We start from the raw sequence: 14,465 nt of genomic DNA on the forward strand, positions 1-14,465 counted from the left end.
GAATTAAAGGGGCTTTTACTCCTCCTCTTGAGAAACAACTGCATTGCTTCCAAAATGTGCTTCTAACTCTTTTAAGGTTGCCGGATTTGTTTCTAAATCTTTGACTACATTCCCTTTTTCTAATACCACAATTCTCTCGCATACGTCTGTAACATGCATTAAATCGTGACTAGAGACTAAAACAGTAACACCTTGTTTTTCGGCTAAATCTTTTATAATTTGTTTTAGTCTTATTTGGGTTGTTGGGTCTAAATTAGCGAAAGGTTCATCTAAGATGATGACTTCAGGATTACCTATTAATGCAGCTACAATTCCGGCTTTCTTCTGGTTTCCTTTACTTAAATCTCGTAGGTATTTTTTCTTGCCTATAATTTCTCCATTAAAGAAATCTTCAAACTGAGCTGTTAAGCTATCAACATCTGCTTTATTTTGTCCTCTTAATTCTCCTATAAAATAGAAGTATTCTTCTGGCGTTAAATAGCCAATAAGAAAACTTTCATCTATAAATGATGATGTAAATGGTTTCCAATCCTCACTTTGGTCCACAACGACTTCATTACTTGTAATGTTTCCTGTGGTAGGTTTAATTAAATCTAATAACAGACTGAAATAGGTTGTTTTACCTGCGCCATTATTTCCTACCAAACCAAAACTTTGGCCTTTTGGAATGGTTAATTCTTCAATATTTAGAACCGTTGTTCCGTTATATGTTTTTGAAAGATCTTTTGTATATATCATGGTTGTGTTGTATTAGTTATCTTGACTAAACGCGTTAATCATTTTGTATTTTGAATCTAGATATTTCTGTGTAATAGCTTTCATTAGTTTTTTATGAAAAATAATGCCTACCAATCCTAAAACGATAAGCAAAGCTACTGCAGCTGCAAAACCTACCAACCAATTTACTAGGCCAAACATTGCCATTGGCACCAACATTAACGGAATACCTATTAGCCATTGTACAGCGCCTGTACCTTGGTAATTAAAAGCAGCTTTTTTATCTAATTCTATTTTTTTTCTGTTAAAGGATCCTCCCCAAAGTATCACGTGTGTATTTACTCCAATATTATAAATAGCTGCAGCAAAATGTGCAATTAAAATTTTATAACCAAAATACACATAAGGAATGCCTAGTACAAAAAGTAGCACTACACTAATAACCATTAAGATAAATTTTGAACGTAAATACTGCTCGTATTTTATATTTTGACTCATTAGTAGTTTGTAATAACCACTATCCCAAGCCGGAATGAATTGTCCGAAATTAATAAGAAAGAATCCTGTTGAAAAAATCCCAATAAAGGCATACATAAAGGTCATTTCTCTATACATGGGTTGCGGATAAAAGAATAAACCATATAAAACACCAATTAACAATAAAAATGCCATAGATTTGGTACGCTTATTTCTCCAAATGAGTTTTAAATCTAGCTTCATAAATGGTGCAACATCTCCAAAACGCTCTGTCCAAGATAAATCTGCTGCATTAACTTCTGTTACTTTAGATTTTAGTGAACTATCCAAAAAGAGTTTACTTCTTAAAAGTTTATAATTGTAAGTATAGCATGCGGCCAAAATTAGTATTGGAACTAGTATTAGAATAGGATTGTTTGAAACTGCCAGATATGCACTACCAACCAATGTTGTCATTGGTAAAATTTCAAAATAATTTAAACTAAACAAAACACCTACTACAGTGAGTATTGGAAGCATAGACAGCTCAGACTCTGCCGAGAAAGCTTCAATAATGAAATTTAAAAAATTGATAATTAGCACTGTAATTATCATAGTAATTAGCCATGTTAAAACTGTAGAAGTTTCATATCCATTTAAAAAAAGTGAAATACTAAAAGGAATAATAGCAAATAACGGTAAGAAATTAAAAAATGATAATGCTGATTTCCCTAAAACGAAATTAACTACAGTAGACCGTTTTATAGGTAATGTTAATAATGGTTTTACGCTCATTACTGGTAGTTTTTGCAAAAAGAATCGCATAAGAAGGTCTCCTATAATCCAATAAAACAAATAATAATTAACTACCTTAAAAGGGTCTTGGTCTGGAACCAATTTACCAACGATTTTAAATAAAAAAGCGCCAATAAACAGAAACACACCAATAAAATAAAGCGCAAAAAACACCATAAAAATATTGATGGCCATGTTTTTTTGCCAATAAGACGAACGGAAATATTGTTTCCATTCTAAATTGAGAAAATGTTTTATCATAGTGTTATGATGGGTTGGTTTATGTAGTAAGTATTAAAAATGAAGAATTTGTTACAAACTAAATTCTGGATAAGTTTCGTTTAGCAGTTTTTCGGCTTTGTTTGGGAGAATTTTAAAACTGATATAGTTAATTAAAACTAATGCTGTAAATGCCAAGGAAAAAAGCGTTAAGAATAAGGTGCTCATTTCAAATTTTTCTGGAATTATAAATACATTATATAATTGCGAAAGAAAAATCAATGATGTACCTCCTGCTTGTTTAAAAATCATTTCTTCTAAGAGCCATTTTTTATTAGATATTTCTTTCCGTTTTCTAAATTGCCTATTCAATTGTATACTTTTATACATAGCCCATGCTGTAATAAGAGCATAAATAACAATAGAAAAAACGTTAGTGTAACCTATTGAAAACATAACATAAAACATCCCAAACAAAGCTATGGTTCCGATAATTTGTGGCAACTCAAACCATTTTCTAAGCTCTGCCCACAAATACTTTCTATAGCGCTTATTCATCGCCTTTTGTTTTTGCTCAATGGCATCCATAAAACCAAAAATGCCAAATTTTTTAAAGGCTATATTTTTAGCATCTTCAAAACTGAGTTTTGGTTGCTCTTGCCACTGTGTTTCAATATCATTGGCTAAATGGTCTACAAGTTCGGTTTGTAAATCGTAGTGTTCTACAAAATGTTGTCTTGTAAAGGCGTAGAGGTCTTGTATTTGAGATTCTGTTAGTTTCATCTATAAAAACTTAAGGTCAAACGTTTTCTTATTCTCGTTATAAACTTTTTTATAAACTTCTATATTGACTCTTATCATTGGGTAAAAAACGCATGCTACGATAGCAAAGAAACTATGAGGCATACTTAACACATTTTCATAATTATTTTTTAAGATATAAAATGAAAGATTATACAAAGACCAAACAGCCATGGCTGAACTTGTAGCCATTGAAAAGCTTAATGATTTTCGTGTAGACTTATCTTTAAAAGAATAATATGAAGAATATATTGTTGGTAAAATTAATACCAGTAGTCCAACGCCAAAACATGCTTCAGGCTTAAACTGATAAAGTATTATAAATAGCAAAATAACTGAAGCATACTCTAACCAAAATTTAAAAGTAGAAAACTTAATTTTTAAATGTTTCCATATGATTTTTCTATACTTTCTGCCTAATTCTTTTTGTTTTTGTCTAATAAACTTCTTAAAACCTGAATTACTCTGATACAATCCTTTTTCAAAAATCTTGTTTTTTGAAACACCATATTCAATAAATTGGTTTCCAAAACCTCTATGCACATCAAGTAAAGCTTCATTAAACGAAATACCTTCATTAGTCATTTTATCTTCAACCGCAGAAACAATGTGGTCTAGTAATTCTAAACGCACATCCCAAAACTTAACCTCGTTTTTAATGAGGTAGCTGTCTATAAATTGTATTTCTTGTTTTGTTAGTTTCATTGTTTAATAATCAAATTTAGACCTGCTAGGTTTTTAAAACCTGCTAGGTCAACCATGATTAAGCCAGTTTTGGATTTACCAAAGCTTGCATTGTTTTAATATATTCCGCTAATTCTTCAAGCTTAGTAACAGTTTCTTTGGTTCCGGTTTCTGTTAATTTGTAATATTTACGTAAACGGTTATCTACTTTTGCGACTTCAACATCTAGTAAACCTTCAGCTTCTAGCTTGTGTAATGCAGGATAAAGTGCGCCTTCCGTTATCTTAAGTTCGCCTTTGGTTAATGCCTTTACTTTTTGGGTAATCTCGTAACCATACATTTTATCGTGCTCATTTAAAAGCTTTAAAATAATAGTATTTAAACTCCCTTTATATAATTTTGAATTGCTCATTGTATTACAAATATATACATAATTTTCTTATGTATAAGAAACTTAGGTATAAGATGTTCTAAAAAAAGACCTGACAGGTTTTTGAAAGCTGCCAGGTCTAAAGTAGAATGTTTATCTTTGCGCAAAATTATTTATAATGTCACAATTTCATTCTCTCACTATAAAATCAGTTGATAAAGTAACGGACAATTCGGTTGCCATTACCTTTGATATTCCTGATGTTCTTAAAGAAACATTTAGCTTTAAAGCCGGCCAATATATTACCTTAAAGACCACCATAAAAGGCGAAGATATTAGAAGAGATTACTCTATATGTGCGTCTCAAAATAGTGGAAATGTAACAGTTGCCGTAAAAGCGGTTGAAAACGGAACTTTTTCTGTTTATGCCAACACAGCGCTTAAAGCTGGCGATACTTTAGAGGTTGCAGAACCTAATGGTCGTTTTGTGCTTGAAGCGAATGCGGCTAAAACCAGAACTATTGCTGCTTTTGCTGCTGGTAGTGGAATTACACCTATACTTAGTATTGCAAAAACACTCTTAGAGGAAGAGCCTTTTAGTAATTTTATATTGGTTTATGGAAATAAAACATTAGCTGATGCTATGTTTATTGACCAATTATTACAGATGAAACAACAGTACGATAATCGTTTTCATGTACACTTTATTTACAGTCAAGCGCAAGAAGAAGATGCCTTATTTGGACGTATTGAAAAAAGCACTGTTAACCTCATTGTAAAAAACAAATACAAAGGTGTTACTATAGAAAATTTCTACCTATGTGGACCAGAACAAATGATTCATACCGTAAAGGATGTTTTGATTGAAAATGGTGTGAAAGAAAAAGCCATTAAGTTTGAATTATTTACAGCACCAGTTGAAGCTAAAACTGAAGTTTCTACATCAGATCTACCATCTGGCGAAACTAAAATTAAAGTGGTGGTTGATGAAGAAGAATTTGAATTTAACATGTCTCAAAAATCGACCATTCTTGATGCTGCTTTAAAACAAGATATTGATGCACCTTACTCTTGCCAAGGTGGAATTTGTAGTAGTTGTATTGCAAAGGTTACAGAAGGTACCGCAGAAATGCGTCAGAATAATATTTTAACGGATAGCGAAGTTGCCGAAGGTTTAATTTTAACGTGCCAAGCGCATCCTACCTCAGCTACAATTGCTGTAGATTTTGATGATGTTTAAATAGCCTTCCCTAACCCTTCCAGAAGAAGAGAACTAGCTACTTAAGTAAAAAGAAACTGACCTTTTATGTTTTGAAACATGAAAGGTCTTTTTTATTTACAACACTTATTATTGAAAACTCTTAAAAAAAAGGAGTCAAATAAATTCAGCCAAAGTCTTTTTTCGATAAAGAAATTACCATTTCCAAGACAGGTAATCCGCCATTGGAATTTTTAAATCTTTCCACTTTTCTTTGATTAATTCGATATTTTCAATCCCTCTTTTAGGGATTATTAATGTAGAATTATTTGAGATATTAATAAAAAAATTGTCTTGAGTTTCGTTAATAATTTCAATTTCTGAAACCATAATTTTATCTGTTCCACTTTTAGTGTTTGCAATCAAATACTCATTTTTAAATACTATACTTTCAAGTTTTCCTATTTTATTGGCATAATCTTTTTTTACAAACTCAGAATAGAATTTTTCTAATTTTGATTTATACAGTTTACTAAAAAAAAGGAAAAAAGAAATAGCAACACAAACTGCTATAAGCGCTAAAAACATTCTGCCTTGATTATATATTTTATAACTCATAAAAAGAAAAGCAACCGTAATGCCAACTCTCAAAAAGTTTAAAAATATTTTAGATTTTTTACTTTCTGAAATTAAAAACAAGTGATAATTAACCAAATCATCTTGCTCCAACACATACTCTAACTTCATAAACTGGTCTTTATTTTTTTTATAATATCTTTTACAAGTACAGTACCTGCAGCATTTTCGTAACCTTCAGGAAATTTATTTCCGTATATAGATGTTGGAATTAGTGGAAATTGCAATCTATCAGCCGTAAGTGCAAAATCTTTAGGCTGATTAAAAGGCGCAAAACCAGCAAATGGATGCGTAACACCCCAAATAGTTATAACTTTTTTACCTAACATTGCGGCTAAATGTGCATTGCCAGAATCCATAGCTAACATGAGGTCTAAATTTGAAATGAGACTTAATTCTTCTTCTAAATTCAATTTTCCTGCTACAGATGTTACGTTATTGAATTTAGCCTCAAATTGATTTAAAATCTCTACTTCTTTTTTTCCTCCTCCAAATAAAATGATATTGTAACTTTTTGATAGTTCTTGGATTACATCTTCCGTTTGTGATAAAGGATACATTTTACTTTGGTGTGCTGCAAAAGGCGCTATACCAATTGTTTTTAGGTCCTTTTTAGATATAAAAGAATTTAAATTTTCAGATAAATATTTAGGTTCTGGAAATCTCGGTTGTGATAAATCTACAGAATAACCCAAAGCTTCAAAAACCTCAGCGTATCGTAGATGAGTGGTTTTTAATTGTTGAAACTTTTGACCAGACACCAATGCTTTTTTTTCAGCTCTACCTTTATCTAATTGCACCACTTTTTTTCCGAAGAAAAAGAACTTTAAAATCTTACTTCGTAATACATTATGTAAGTCTGCAACAGCATCAAAATTTAGTGCTTTTAGCTCTTTTGATAATTTATAAAGTCCAAATACACCATTATGTTTGCCTTTTAAATCAGCTTCAAAAACTGTTACATTTTCTAAATCTTGAAAGAAAGGTTTAAAAAATACTCTTGTAACTACTGTTATTTTAAGTTCGGGATGTTGTGTAGTTAAGGCTCGCAACACAGGCACTGTCATTGCTACGTCTCCCATTGCAGAAAACCTAAGAACTAGTATGTGTTTTGGGTTTGGCATTTTGTACCAAACCTGCCAGATTTTAAAAACTTGACAGGTTTATTTAGAAAGTTATTTCTGTCCTCTTAGAACAGGATTAAGTTCATCGTCGTTGTACATTTTCATTTGCTTATACACTTTCATGTACTTATCGCCTTTTGAAATGTCTTCTAATAAATCATCAATAGCAGTACTTAAATCTACACGTTGTTCTAATAAAACGTCTAATTTCTTTTGGCAAGTTGCTTTATGAGCTTCACTGGCATCTTCTCTCACGGTTTCAAGATGCATGTGGTAAATTTTAAGCGCTAAAATTGATAGTCTATCGATTGCCCAAGCCGGACTTTCAGAATTAATTTTAGCATCACTTTTTACTGTAACGTCTTTATATTTATCTAAAAAATAACTGTCTATAAATTCTACAGTATCTGTTCTGTCTTGGTTAGAAGCATCAATCATTCGCTTTAATTTTAGAGCTGCAACTGGGTCAATGTTTGGGTCTCTAATAATATCTTCGTAAGCCCATTGAACCGTGTCTATCCAACATTTTCTGTATAATAAATGTGCTATTAAATCTTCGTCTTTATTGTATTTATTTGTAAATGACTGGTCTACGGTGTTTAAAACTTTATACGTTTTAATAACCTCTTGAAATATAGTGTTTGCTTTTTCTGAAAACATAATGAAATCGATTTATTATATGCAAATATAGTTTGAATTATTAACTTTAACGACCGAACTAAATTACATATTATGCAAATTCATAACCTTTCTGAAACGCCTTCAATATTAAATACTTTTATGTCTGAATTAAGAGATAAAACCACACAAAAGGATAGTATGCGATTTAGGCGAAACATAGAACGTATTGGAGAAATAATGGGTTATGAATTAAGTAAATCGCTTCAATTTGAAGCTCATGAAGTAGAAACACCTTTTGGCACTTCTACTACTGTGTTACATAAAAAAGACATCGTACTATGTTCTATTTTAAGAGCAGGAGTTCCATTACATAATGGTTTATTAAATTACTTTGATGCAGCTGAAAACGCTTTTATTTCAGCGTATAGACATCACAAGCATAATCCTGAAAGTTTTGAAATTATAGTAGAATATTTAGCGTGTCCAAGTTTAGAAGGTAAGACCTTAATATTAGCCGATCCAATGCTTGCTACAGGGCAATCTATGGTGGCTACTTTTGAAGCTTTAAAGCCTTTTGGAACACCAAAAGAAATTCATTTGGTTAGTATAATTGGTGCGCAAGAAGGTGTAGATTATGTTTCTAAGACTTTTAATTCTGATGTAAAACTCTGGATTGCTGCTATTGATAAAAAATTGAACGAAAAAGGCTATATAATTCCAGGATTAGGTGATGCTGGCGATTTAGCCTTTGGTAATAAATTACAGCAGTAAACTAATAATGGGTGCAAGGATTAAGAGCGCTATAAATACTTCTTTAAACCAGCGCTCTGAAATAACTTCGAGGTAATTAGCCATTACAATAGAAAAAGGCGCAAATAAAAATAAATACTCACTTCCGTTTTTAATTGGTGCTATAATAGCTACTAAAACCGCAATGGTGCATGCCCAAGCTATTATAAAATATGATGGTTTTAATTTTTTATTTTTATCTGGAATACTCTTAAAATAATATATAAGTGTCCAAACAAGGTAGGTAAACAGCAAAGTGAGCTTAATAATGCCTGTTTTAGAGTTATAAACCGTGTAATCTAAACTTGCATAACGTTCAAAATCTGTGCTTCTAAAATAGGCATCATGCACTAAAACATTAAAAATAAGCAATAATATAATGGCCGTACATGTACCTATAAACGGAATAATTATATTTTTAAAGTCATTTTGAGAGTAGTAAATTAAGGCTACTATTACTAAAGCAAAAAACAAGCTTGACCAAAAAAAGAAAAATGAGGCTATTGTAATCCAAAAAGCTGCATCAAAAAGTTTCTTTTTTATATTTAATTTAGTGTGCAGACTTATTAATCTTCTTAAAGCAAAAAACACAAATAAATTAGATAATAATAAATCTAAATGCGCCATAGCTTCTGGAAAAATTCCTAACAACAAACCAAAGGTCATTATAGCATAACTGTTTTGCTGCGTAAGGCTGTTTTTAGACACAATAAAGTCTAGTAAAAATACCAATAACAAGGTAATTACCCATTTAAAAAGTGCTGAAATAGCAGTATTTAAATCAGAAAAAATGAAAGAATACCTAGTAATTAGAAAAAGTAGCGTAACATAAACCGTAACAATTATGAAGTTTATAGGCTTAGATTTACTAAAAACACTTGTAATCATGAACTCTTTTTGTATTTTTGCTGCTCGAATCCAATTCGATATTAAACTAGAATTGGTGTAAATTTATAAAGTTATGAATGATTTCTTTAACGCAATAGCGGATTTATTTGTGAATGTATTATTCGCACCTTTTGATGCTCTTAGAGCATTAGAATTAGAAAGCTGGTTTGGCGCTAATTTTATGTCTTGGATTTTTATGGCTATAGGCTTTGTAGCAATGGTATACTGGATGCTACAACTTAAAAAATACAATGATAATGACGAAGAGGACAAAAGTATTTCTTCGCACTCTTATTTATAATATTCTTATTGGTTTATAAATCGAAACCAATATCCTTACGATAATTCATCTTATCAAAGTTTAGTTTATCTATGCTTTGGTAAGATTTTTTTATGGCCTCTGGATACGTGTTTCCGTAAGACGTTATTGCCATTACACGACCACCAGACGTTACTACTTTTCCATCTTGAGATTTTGCACCTGCATGAAACACAATAGAATCAGTTACTACTTCTATACCTGTAATTTCTTTTCCTTTCTCGTAAGCCTCAGGATAACCGCCAGACACTAACACTACGGTTGTTGCTGCACGCTCATCAATTTCAATATTAATTTTAGATAATGTTTGGCTTGCCATCGCTTCAAAAACCTCAACCAAATCCGTTTTTAATCTTGGTAAAACAACTTCTGTTTCTGGATCTCCCATTCTTACATTGTATTCAATTACTTTAGGGGCATCACCTACTTTAATTAACCCAATAAATATAAAACCTACGTATGGTAAATTATCTTTCTTTAAACCTTCAACCGTTGGGATTACAATTTGGTTTTCAATTTTATCTAAAAACTCTTTAGTTGCAAAAGGTACTGGTGAAACAGCTCCCATTCCGCCTGTGTTTAAACCAGTATCTCCTTCTCCAATGCGCTTGTAGTCTTTTGCTGTTGGTAAAATTTTATAGTCTTTGCCATCAGAAAGGACAAAACAGCTAAGTTCAATACCATCGAGAAACTCTTCAATTACTACCTTAGTACTAGCTTCTCCAAATTTAGAATCTACAAGCATGCTTTTAAGTTCGTCTTTAGCTTCTTGTAAGTCATTTAGTATTAAAACACCTTTACCAGCTGCTAAACCATCTGCTTTTAAAACGTACGGTGCATTTAAGGTTTCTAAAAATTTATAACCTTCCTCTACATTATCCTTAGTAAAACTCTCATAAGCTGCAGTAGGAATGTTATGACGCATCATAAACTCTTTAGCAAATTCCTTGCTGCCCTCTAATTCTGCTGCTGCTTTTTGTGGCCCAATAACTGAAACATGTCTTAAAGCTTCATCTTGTAAAAAGAAATCGTGAACACCTTGTACTAATGGATCTTCTGGCCCTACCACAACCATATCAATTTTATGCTTTAAAACTGCAGATTTAATAGCTTCAAATTCGGTAACACCAATATTTAAATTGGTGGCAATAGCTTCGGTTCCAGAATTTCCTGGTGCAACAAAAACTGCTTTACAACGACTGCTTTGTGCTAATTTCCATGCAAATGTGTGTTCTCTTCCGCCAGAGCCAAGTACTAAAATATTCATGTTTCAAATTTGTTTCGACAAAAATAATTGGTTTTAAGATTAAAAAATAATTATTTTACACAAACATTAAAGTCTAAAAATACAACTTGCGACTATTCGATTTTTCTTTAAAAGTAAATGGCTTTAAAATAGACAAGGCTAAAACTGCTTTGGCTAAAATTCAGGCTAAAAATGACGCTGATTTTAAAACGTACATAGAGCAAAAAAAACAAGAGATTATTCTATATCATTTAAAACATAATTCGTTTTATAAAGCTTTAGGGAAATCGATAACTATTAATGATTGGAATTCTGTTCCAGTAATTACCAAGCGTCATTTACAACAACCTATTGAGCAACGCCTAAGTAATGGTTTTACAACTAAAAACGTCTATTTAAATAAAACATCTGGCAGCTCTGGAGACCCTTTTATTTTTGCTAAAGACAAATGGTGCCATGCGATGACTTGGGCCGAAATTATGAGCAGATTTGCTTGGTATGGTATTGATTTTAATAGCTCTAGACAAGCGCGTTTTTACGGAATTCCATTAGATAAAAAAGGCTATTATAAAGAACGTGTAAAGGATTGGTTTAGTAATCGTTATCGGTTTTCGGTGTTTGATTTGAGTGATACTGCTTTTAAAGAGACTTTAGATAGATTTAAATCAGATAAATTCGATTTTATTAATGGTTACACCAGTCCTATAGTACAATTTGCTAAATACTTAAAACGAAAAGATGTTATTTTAACCTCTATTTGTCCCAGTCTTAAAGTTTGTATTGTAACGTCTGAAATGCTTTTTGAAGATGATAAAACGTTAATGGAAACTCAATTTGGTGTGCCTGTTGTTAATGAATATGGAGCATCAGAATTAGATTTAATTGCTTTTGAAAATACTAATGATGAATGGCAAGTAAATAATGAAACCTTATATGTTGAAATCCTAGATAAAAAAGGAAATGTTTTACCTTATGGAGAAGAGGGTAGAATTGTAATTACATCATTATACAACAAAGCACATCCATTAATAAGATATGATGTTGGTGATGTTGGTGTGCTCTCTGAAAAAAGTACTTTAAGAAAGCCTATTCTAAAAAAACTAATTGGAAGAACTAATGATGTTGCCGTTTTACCTAGCGGAAAAAAAGCAGCTGGTTTAACCTTTTATTACATAACTAAAAGTGTTATTGAAAATGATGGTAATGTTTCAGAATTTGTGATAGAGCAATTAGCTTTAGACCATTTTATCATTCGTTTTGTCAGCAAAGAAGAACTTTCAAATGAACAAAAAATGGTTATTACAACAGAAATGGAACGTTACTTAGAACCAGGAATTAATGTTGATTTTGAACGCGTTGAAATATTAAAACGTAGTAAATCTGGAAAACTAAAACAGTTTATTTCTAAGCTATAGACTTTATTAAGCGGGTTTTAATGAATAAATGTTCAAATAAAAACTGAATTAAATAAAACGAAGATTTAAAGTAAGAATAGCCTAAGCCTTTATAATATACATTAAAATTGTGTTTTATTAAATTGACTTTATTAGAAGACAGTGAGCCTTCCGAAATACGATAATAAGCAATGGTCTCTTGGATGCCAATGGCTGGTTTATCGCTTCGTTTTATAGCCTCTAGCCATAATAACCAATCTTGACGTTTTTTTAAATCTTTAGTGTATATTTTTCCGAGTTTTTCGCAATTATAGATTCCTGTTAAATTGCCAATATAATTTGCTTTAAGCAATTTATTATAGCTTAATTGTTTTAAGGCTTCAACTCTTTTATGCAAAGGTTCACCTTTAGAATTAATCCATTCATAAGTACCAAAACTAACATCTGTGATATTAGTAGTTAATTGACTTACTTGCAGCTCTAATTTATTCTCTAACCATAGGTCATCTGCATCTAAAAAGGCGATATACTGACCATTTGCCATTTTGGTGCCTAAATTACGTGCCTCTGCGGCACCTTTATTTGTTTTGTGTTGAAACACTTTAATTCGGGAATCCGATTTAGTAAATGGCTTTAAAACAGTTGTTGTTTCGTCTGAAGACGCATCGTCTATTAACAGCAATTCCCAATTAGAGTATGATTGGCTTAGAACACTAGAAATAGTTTCTTTAATAACCTTAGCGTTATTATACATTGGAGTTATTATAGAAACTAAGGGTTGTTTGTTATGTTTAATAAGCTTTGTCGTCACCTTTAACCGCGTTAATAAAGGTTTGAATTATAATTTTAAAATCTAAAAGTAAAGACCAGTTTTCTATATAAAATATATCGAATCTTACTCTTCCAATAATATCCTTATCGGTTTCTACTTCGCCTCTAAATCCACTAGTTTGTGCTAAACCTGTAATACCTGGTTTAACAAAGTGTCTTACCATAAATTTATCTATTTTTTTGGCATACATATTTGTATGACTTACCATGTGTGGTCTAGGACCAACAACAGACATATCTCCAAAAAGTACATTAAAAAATTGCGGAAGTTCATCTATGCTTGTTTTTCTAATAAATTTACCCACTTTAGTAACACGTTCATCACCTCTAGTCGCTTGGTATAAATGAGCATCTTCATTTGGCATCATTGACCTAAATTTATAGCAATCAAATTCTTTGTAATTAAAACCATTACGCGATTGTTTAAAAAAAACAGGTCCTTTAGATTCTAATTTAATTAAAATAGCTATTAAAGGTGTTAACCATGATAATACAAAAATTATCATAAAGCTGGCGAATAATATATCAAAACCACGTTTTAAAAACTTGTTTACAGACTCTTCTAAAGGAATTGTTCTAAGGCTTAAAATTGGGATGTAATCGTAATACTCGTATTGAAGTTTTTTAGAATAGATTTCTTTACTATCTGGAATGAATTTTAAAATTTTTAAGTTGTTATCCGCAAAATCAACCGTATCTGCTATCTGTGTATTTGTAAGTTCGGAAATAGAGCAATAAATTTCATCTATATTTTCTTTTAATATATACTGAAAACAATCTTCTAAAGAGAAATTATTATTCTTAAAATCAAAGGTTTTTTTGTGAGTATATCCATATTCTGGATTTTTATTAAAAAAATTGTTTAATGCTATTGTCTTTTTATTGTGGCCAAATATTACAGTTCTTCTATAATTTCCGCCTAAGGAAGTTCTATATTTTTGAAGTAAATAATAGATGGCAAATTTTAAAATGGTAATAAACACAAAACATAAAAGTGCATATTTTACAATTGGTCTTGGGTATATATCTAATTCATGGTATAATCCCGAAAATGCAAACACTATAAGCAAAAACAAAATAAATTGTTTTACAATTAATGCCAAAATACTTATTGGTCTTGTAAATCTGTAAACCTCGTAAAAATTTGAATAAACAGACAATAAAACCCAACCAATAGATATAAAGACTGAAAAGATTAATGGATCCTTGCCTTTAAGTAGGTATAAAAGAGCAATTATATTAATGATTGATAAATCAATAATGTATGAAATAGGTCTTATGTAACCTGAATATCTTCCTTGTTTAAATAGACTCAAATTTTTTAATATTCTAAAATTCGAATGTAAAGATATCGTTTACAATATTTACAACAAAGCT

16 protein-coding genes are annotated in these 14,465 nt (G+C 31.0%); 4 read left to right on the forward strand and 12 right to left on the reverse strand.

All coding sequences use genetic code 11. The features are described from left to right. Positions 1–15 precede the first annotated feature (15 nt). Genes GN138_RS11340 through GN138_RS11360 form a run of 5 tightly spaced genes read right to left on the reverse strand, consistent with a single transcriptional unit; the run spans position 16 to position 4,084 of the window. Entirely contained in the window at positions 16–738 is a 723-nt protein-coding gene (locus GN138_RS11340) for an ABC transporter ATP-binding protein (RefSeq protein ID WP_157364115.1), read from the reverse strand. Positions 739–750: 12 nt separating this feature from the next. Further along, entirely contained in the window at positions 751–2,229 is a 1,479-nt protein-coding gene (locus GN138_RS11345) for a DUF5687 family protein (RefSeq protein WP_157364116.1), read from the reverse strand. Between the two features lie 51 nt (positions 2,230–2,280). Next, entirely contained in the window at positions 2,281–2,970 is a 690-nt protein-coding gene (locus tag GN138_RS11350; protein ID WP_157364117.1) for a hypothetical protein, read from the reverse strand. Continuing rightward, positions 2,971–3,693, reverse strand: a complete 723-nt coding sequence (locus GN138_RS11355) for a hypothetical protein (protein WP_157364118.1) — start codon at positions 3,691–3,693, stop codon at positions 2,971–2,973. It abuts the gene before it with no gap. Between the two features lie 58 nt (positions 3,694–3,751). After that, positions 3,752–4,084 (reverse strand): PadR family transcriptional regulator, encoded by a 333-nt coding sequence (locus tag GN138_RS11360; protein ID WP_157364119.1) that lies wholly within the window; start codon positions 4,082–4,084, stop codon positions 3,752–3,754. 136 nt (positions 4,085–4,220) lie between these two features. Here GN138_RS11360 and GN138_RS11365 point away from each other — a divergent pair, with 136 nt between their 5' ends. Further along, positions 4,221–5,282 carry a ferredoxin--NADP reductase gene (locus GN138_RS11365; protein ID WP_157364120.1) on the forward strand — a complete coding sequence of 354 codons (1,062 nt, stop codon included), beginning with the start codon at positions 4,221–4,223 and terminating at the stop codon, positions 5,280–5,282. 174 nt (positions 5,283–5,456) lie between these two features. On the opposite strand, the gene GN138_RS11370 is transcribed toward GN138_RS11365, so the two are convergent. Genes GN138_RS11370 through GN138_RS11380 form a run of 3 tightly spaced genes read right to left on the reverse strand, consistent with a single transcriptional unit; the run spans position 5,457 to position 7,660 of the window. Then, a complete protein-coding gene (locus GN138_RS11370) occupies positions 5,457–5,987 on the reverse strand; it encodes a YcxB family protein (RefSeq protein ID WP_157364121.1) in 531 nt (176 codons plus the stop codon). Beyond that, complete coding sequence (locus tag GN138_RS11375) at positions 5,984–7,000, reverse strand: glycosyltransferase family 9 protein (RefSeq protein ID WP_231743073.1); 1,017 nt, start codon at positions 6,998–7,000, stop codon at positions 5,984–5,986. The genes GN138_RS11370 and GN138_RS11375 overlap by 4 nt, the downstream gene beginning before the upstream one ends. 51 nt (positions 7,001–7,051) lie before the next feature. Continuing rightward, the gene (locus tag GN138_RS11380; RefSeq protein ID WP_157364122.1) at positions 7,052–7,660 is read right to left on the reverse strand and encodes a DUF4254 domain-containing protein; all 609 of its coding nucleotides are present in this window, start codon (positions 7,658–7,660) and stop codon (positions 7,052–7,054) included. A 72-nt stretch (positions 7,661–7,732) separates the two neighbouring features. On the opposite strand from GN138_RS11380, the gene upp reads away from it, so the two are divergent. After that, positions 7,733–8,392 carry a uracil phosphoribosyltransferase gene (gene upp, locus GN138_RS11385; RefSeq protein WP_157364123.1) on the forward strand — a complete coding sequence of 220 codons (660 nt, stop codon included), beginning with the start codon at positions 7,733–7,735 and terminating at the stop codon, positions 8,390–8,392. On the opposite strand, the gene GN138_RS11390 is transcribed toward upp, so the two are convergent. Next, positions 8,381–9,298, reverse strand: a complete 918-nt coding sequence (locus GN138_RS11390) for a DUF6427 family protein (RefSeq protein ID WP_157364124.1) — start codon at positions 9,296–9,298, stop codon at positions 8,381–8,383. The two genes, upp and GN138_RS11390, sit on opposite strands and share 12 nt — an antisense overlap. 73 nt (positions 9,299–9,371) lie before the next feature. Here GN138_RS11390 and GN138_RS11395 point away from each other — a divergent pair, with 73 nt between their 5' ends. Next, positions 9,372–9,599 carry a DUF6341 family protein gene (locus GN138_RS11395; protein ID WP_157364125.1) on the forward strand — a complete coding sequence of 76 codons (228 nt, stop codon included), beginning with the start codon at positions 9,372–9,374 and terminating at the stop codon, positions 9,597–9,599. Between the two features lie 13 nt (positions 9,600–9,612). On the opposite strand, the gene purD is transcribed toward GN138_RS11395, so the two are convergent. Then, positions 9,613–10,884 carry a phosphoribosylamine--glycine ligase gene (gene purD / locus GN138_RS11400; protein WP_157364126.1) on the reverse strand — a complete coding sequence of 424 codons (1,272 nt, stop codon included), beginning with the start codon at positions 10,882–10,884 and terminating at the stop codon, positions 9,613–9,615. 86 nt (positions 10,885–10,970) lie between these two features. Between purD and GN138_RS11405 the strand changes: the two genes are divergently transcribed. Continuing rightward, the gene (locus GN138_RS11405; RefSeq protein WP_157364127.1) at positions 10,971–12,278 is read left to right on the forward strand and encodes a phenylacetate--CoA ligase family protein; all 1,308 of its coding nucleotides are present in this window, start codon (positions 10,971–10,973) and stop codon (positions 12,276–12,278) included. Here the strand turns inward: GN138_RS11405 and GN138_RS11410 are convergent. Together GN138_RS11410 and GN138_RS11415 are read right to left on the reverse strand one after the other, a co-directional pair. Next, positions 12,268–13,068, reverse strand: coding sequence for a glycosyltransferase family 2 protein (locus GN138_RS11410; RefSeq protein WP_317162746.1), 801 nt, complete (start codon positions 13,066–13,068; stop codon positions 12,268–12,270). The genes GN138_RS11405 and GN138_RS11410 overlap by 11 nt on opposite strands. Continuing rightward, on the reverse strand, positions 13,049–14,404 hold the full coding sequence (locus GN138_RS11415; protein ID WP_157364128.1) for an undecaprenyl-phosphate glucose phosphotransferase: 1,356 nt from the start codon (positions 14,402–14,404) through the stop codon (positions 13,049–13,051). The genes GN138_RS11410 and GN138_RS11415 overlap by 20 nt, the downstream gene beginning before the upstream one ends. Positions 14,405–14,465: the final 61 nt, after the last annotated feature.

This window comes from Winogradskyella endarachnes (genome assembly GCF_009741275.1).
Lineage (GTDB): Bacteria > Bacteroidota > Bacteroidia > Flavobacteriales > Flavobacteriaceae > Winogradskyella > Winogradskyella endarachnes.

Excerpts from the sequence above, each read along its gene's own strand:
- upp (WP_157364123.1), top strand. The coding sequence starts at position 7,733 with ATGCAAATTCATAACCTTTCTGAAACGCCTTCAATATTAAATACTTTT.
- GN138_RS11365 (WP_157364120.1), top strand. The coding sequence starts at position 4,221 with ATGTCACAATTTCATTCTCTCACTATAAAATCAGTTGATAAAGTAACG.
- GN138_RS11370 (WP_157364121.1), bottom strand. The coding sequence starts at position 5,987 with ATGAAGTTAGAGTATGTGTTGGAGCAAGATGATTTGGTTAATTATCAC.
- GN138_RS11360 (WP_157364119.1), bottom strand. The coding sequence starts at position 4,084 with ATGAGCAATTCAAAATTATATAAAGGGAGTTTAAATACTATTATTTTA.
- GN138_RS11345 (WP_157364116.1), bottom strand. The coding sequence starts at position 2,229 with ATGATAAAACATTTTCTCAATTTAGAATGGAAACAATATTTCCGTTCG.
- purD (WP_157364126.1), bottom strand. The coding sequence starts at position 10,884 with ATGAATATTTTAGTACTTGGCTCTGGCGGAAGAGAACACACATTTGCA.
- GN138_RS11390 (WP_157364124.1), bottom strand. The coding sequence starts at position 9,298 with ATGATTACAAGTGTTTTTAGTAAATCTAAGCCTATAAACTTCATAATT.
- GN138_RS11350 (WP_157364117.1), bottom strand. The coding sequence starts at position 2,970 with ATGAAACTAACAGAATCTCAAATACAAGACCTCTACGCCTTTACAAGA.
- GN138_RS11340 (WP_157364115.1), bottom strand. The coding sequence starts at position 738 with ATGATATATACAAAAGATCTTTCAAAAACATATAACGGAACAACGGTT.
- GN138_RS11395 (WP_157364125.1), top strand. The coding sequence starts at position 9,372 with ATGAATGATTTCTTTAACGCAATAGCGGATTTATTTGTGAATGTATTA.
- GN138_RS11355 (WP_157364118.1), bottom strand. The coding sequence starts at position 3,693 with ATGAAACTAACAAAACAAGAAATACAATTTATAGACAGCTACCTCATT.
- GN138_RS11375 (WP_231743073.1), bottom strand. The coding sequence starts at position 7,000 with ATGCCAAACCCAAAACACATACTAGTTCTTAGGTTTTCTGCAATGGGA.
- GN138_RS11380 (WP_157364122.1), bottom strand. The coding sequence starts at position 7,660 with ATGTTTTCAGAAAAAGCAAACACTATATTTCAAGAGGTTATTAAAACG.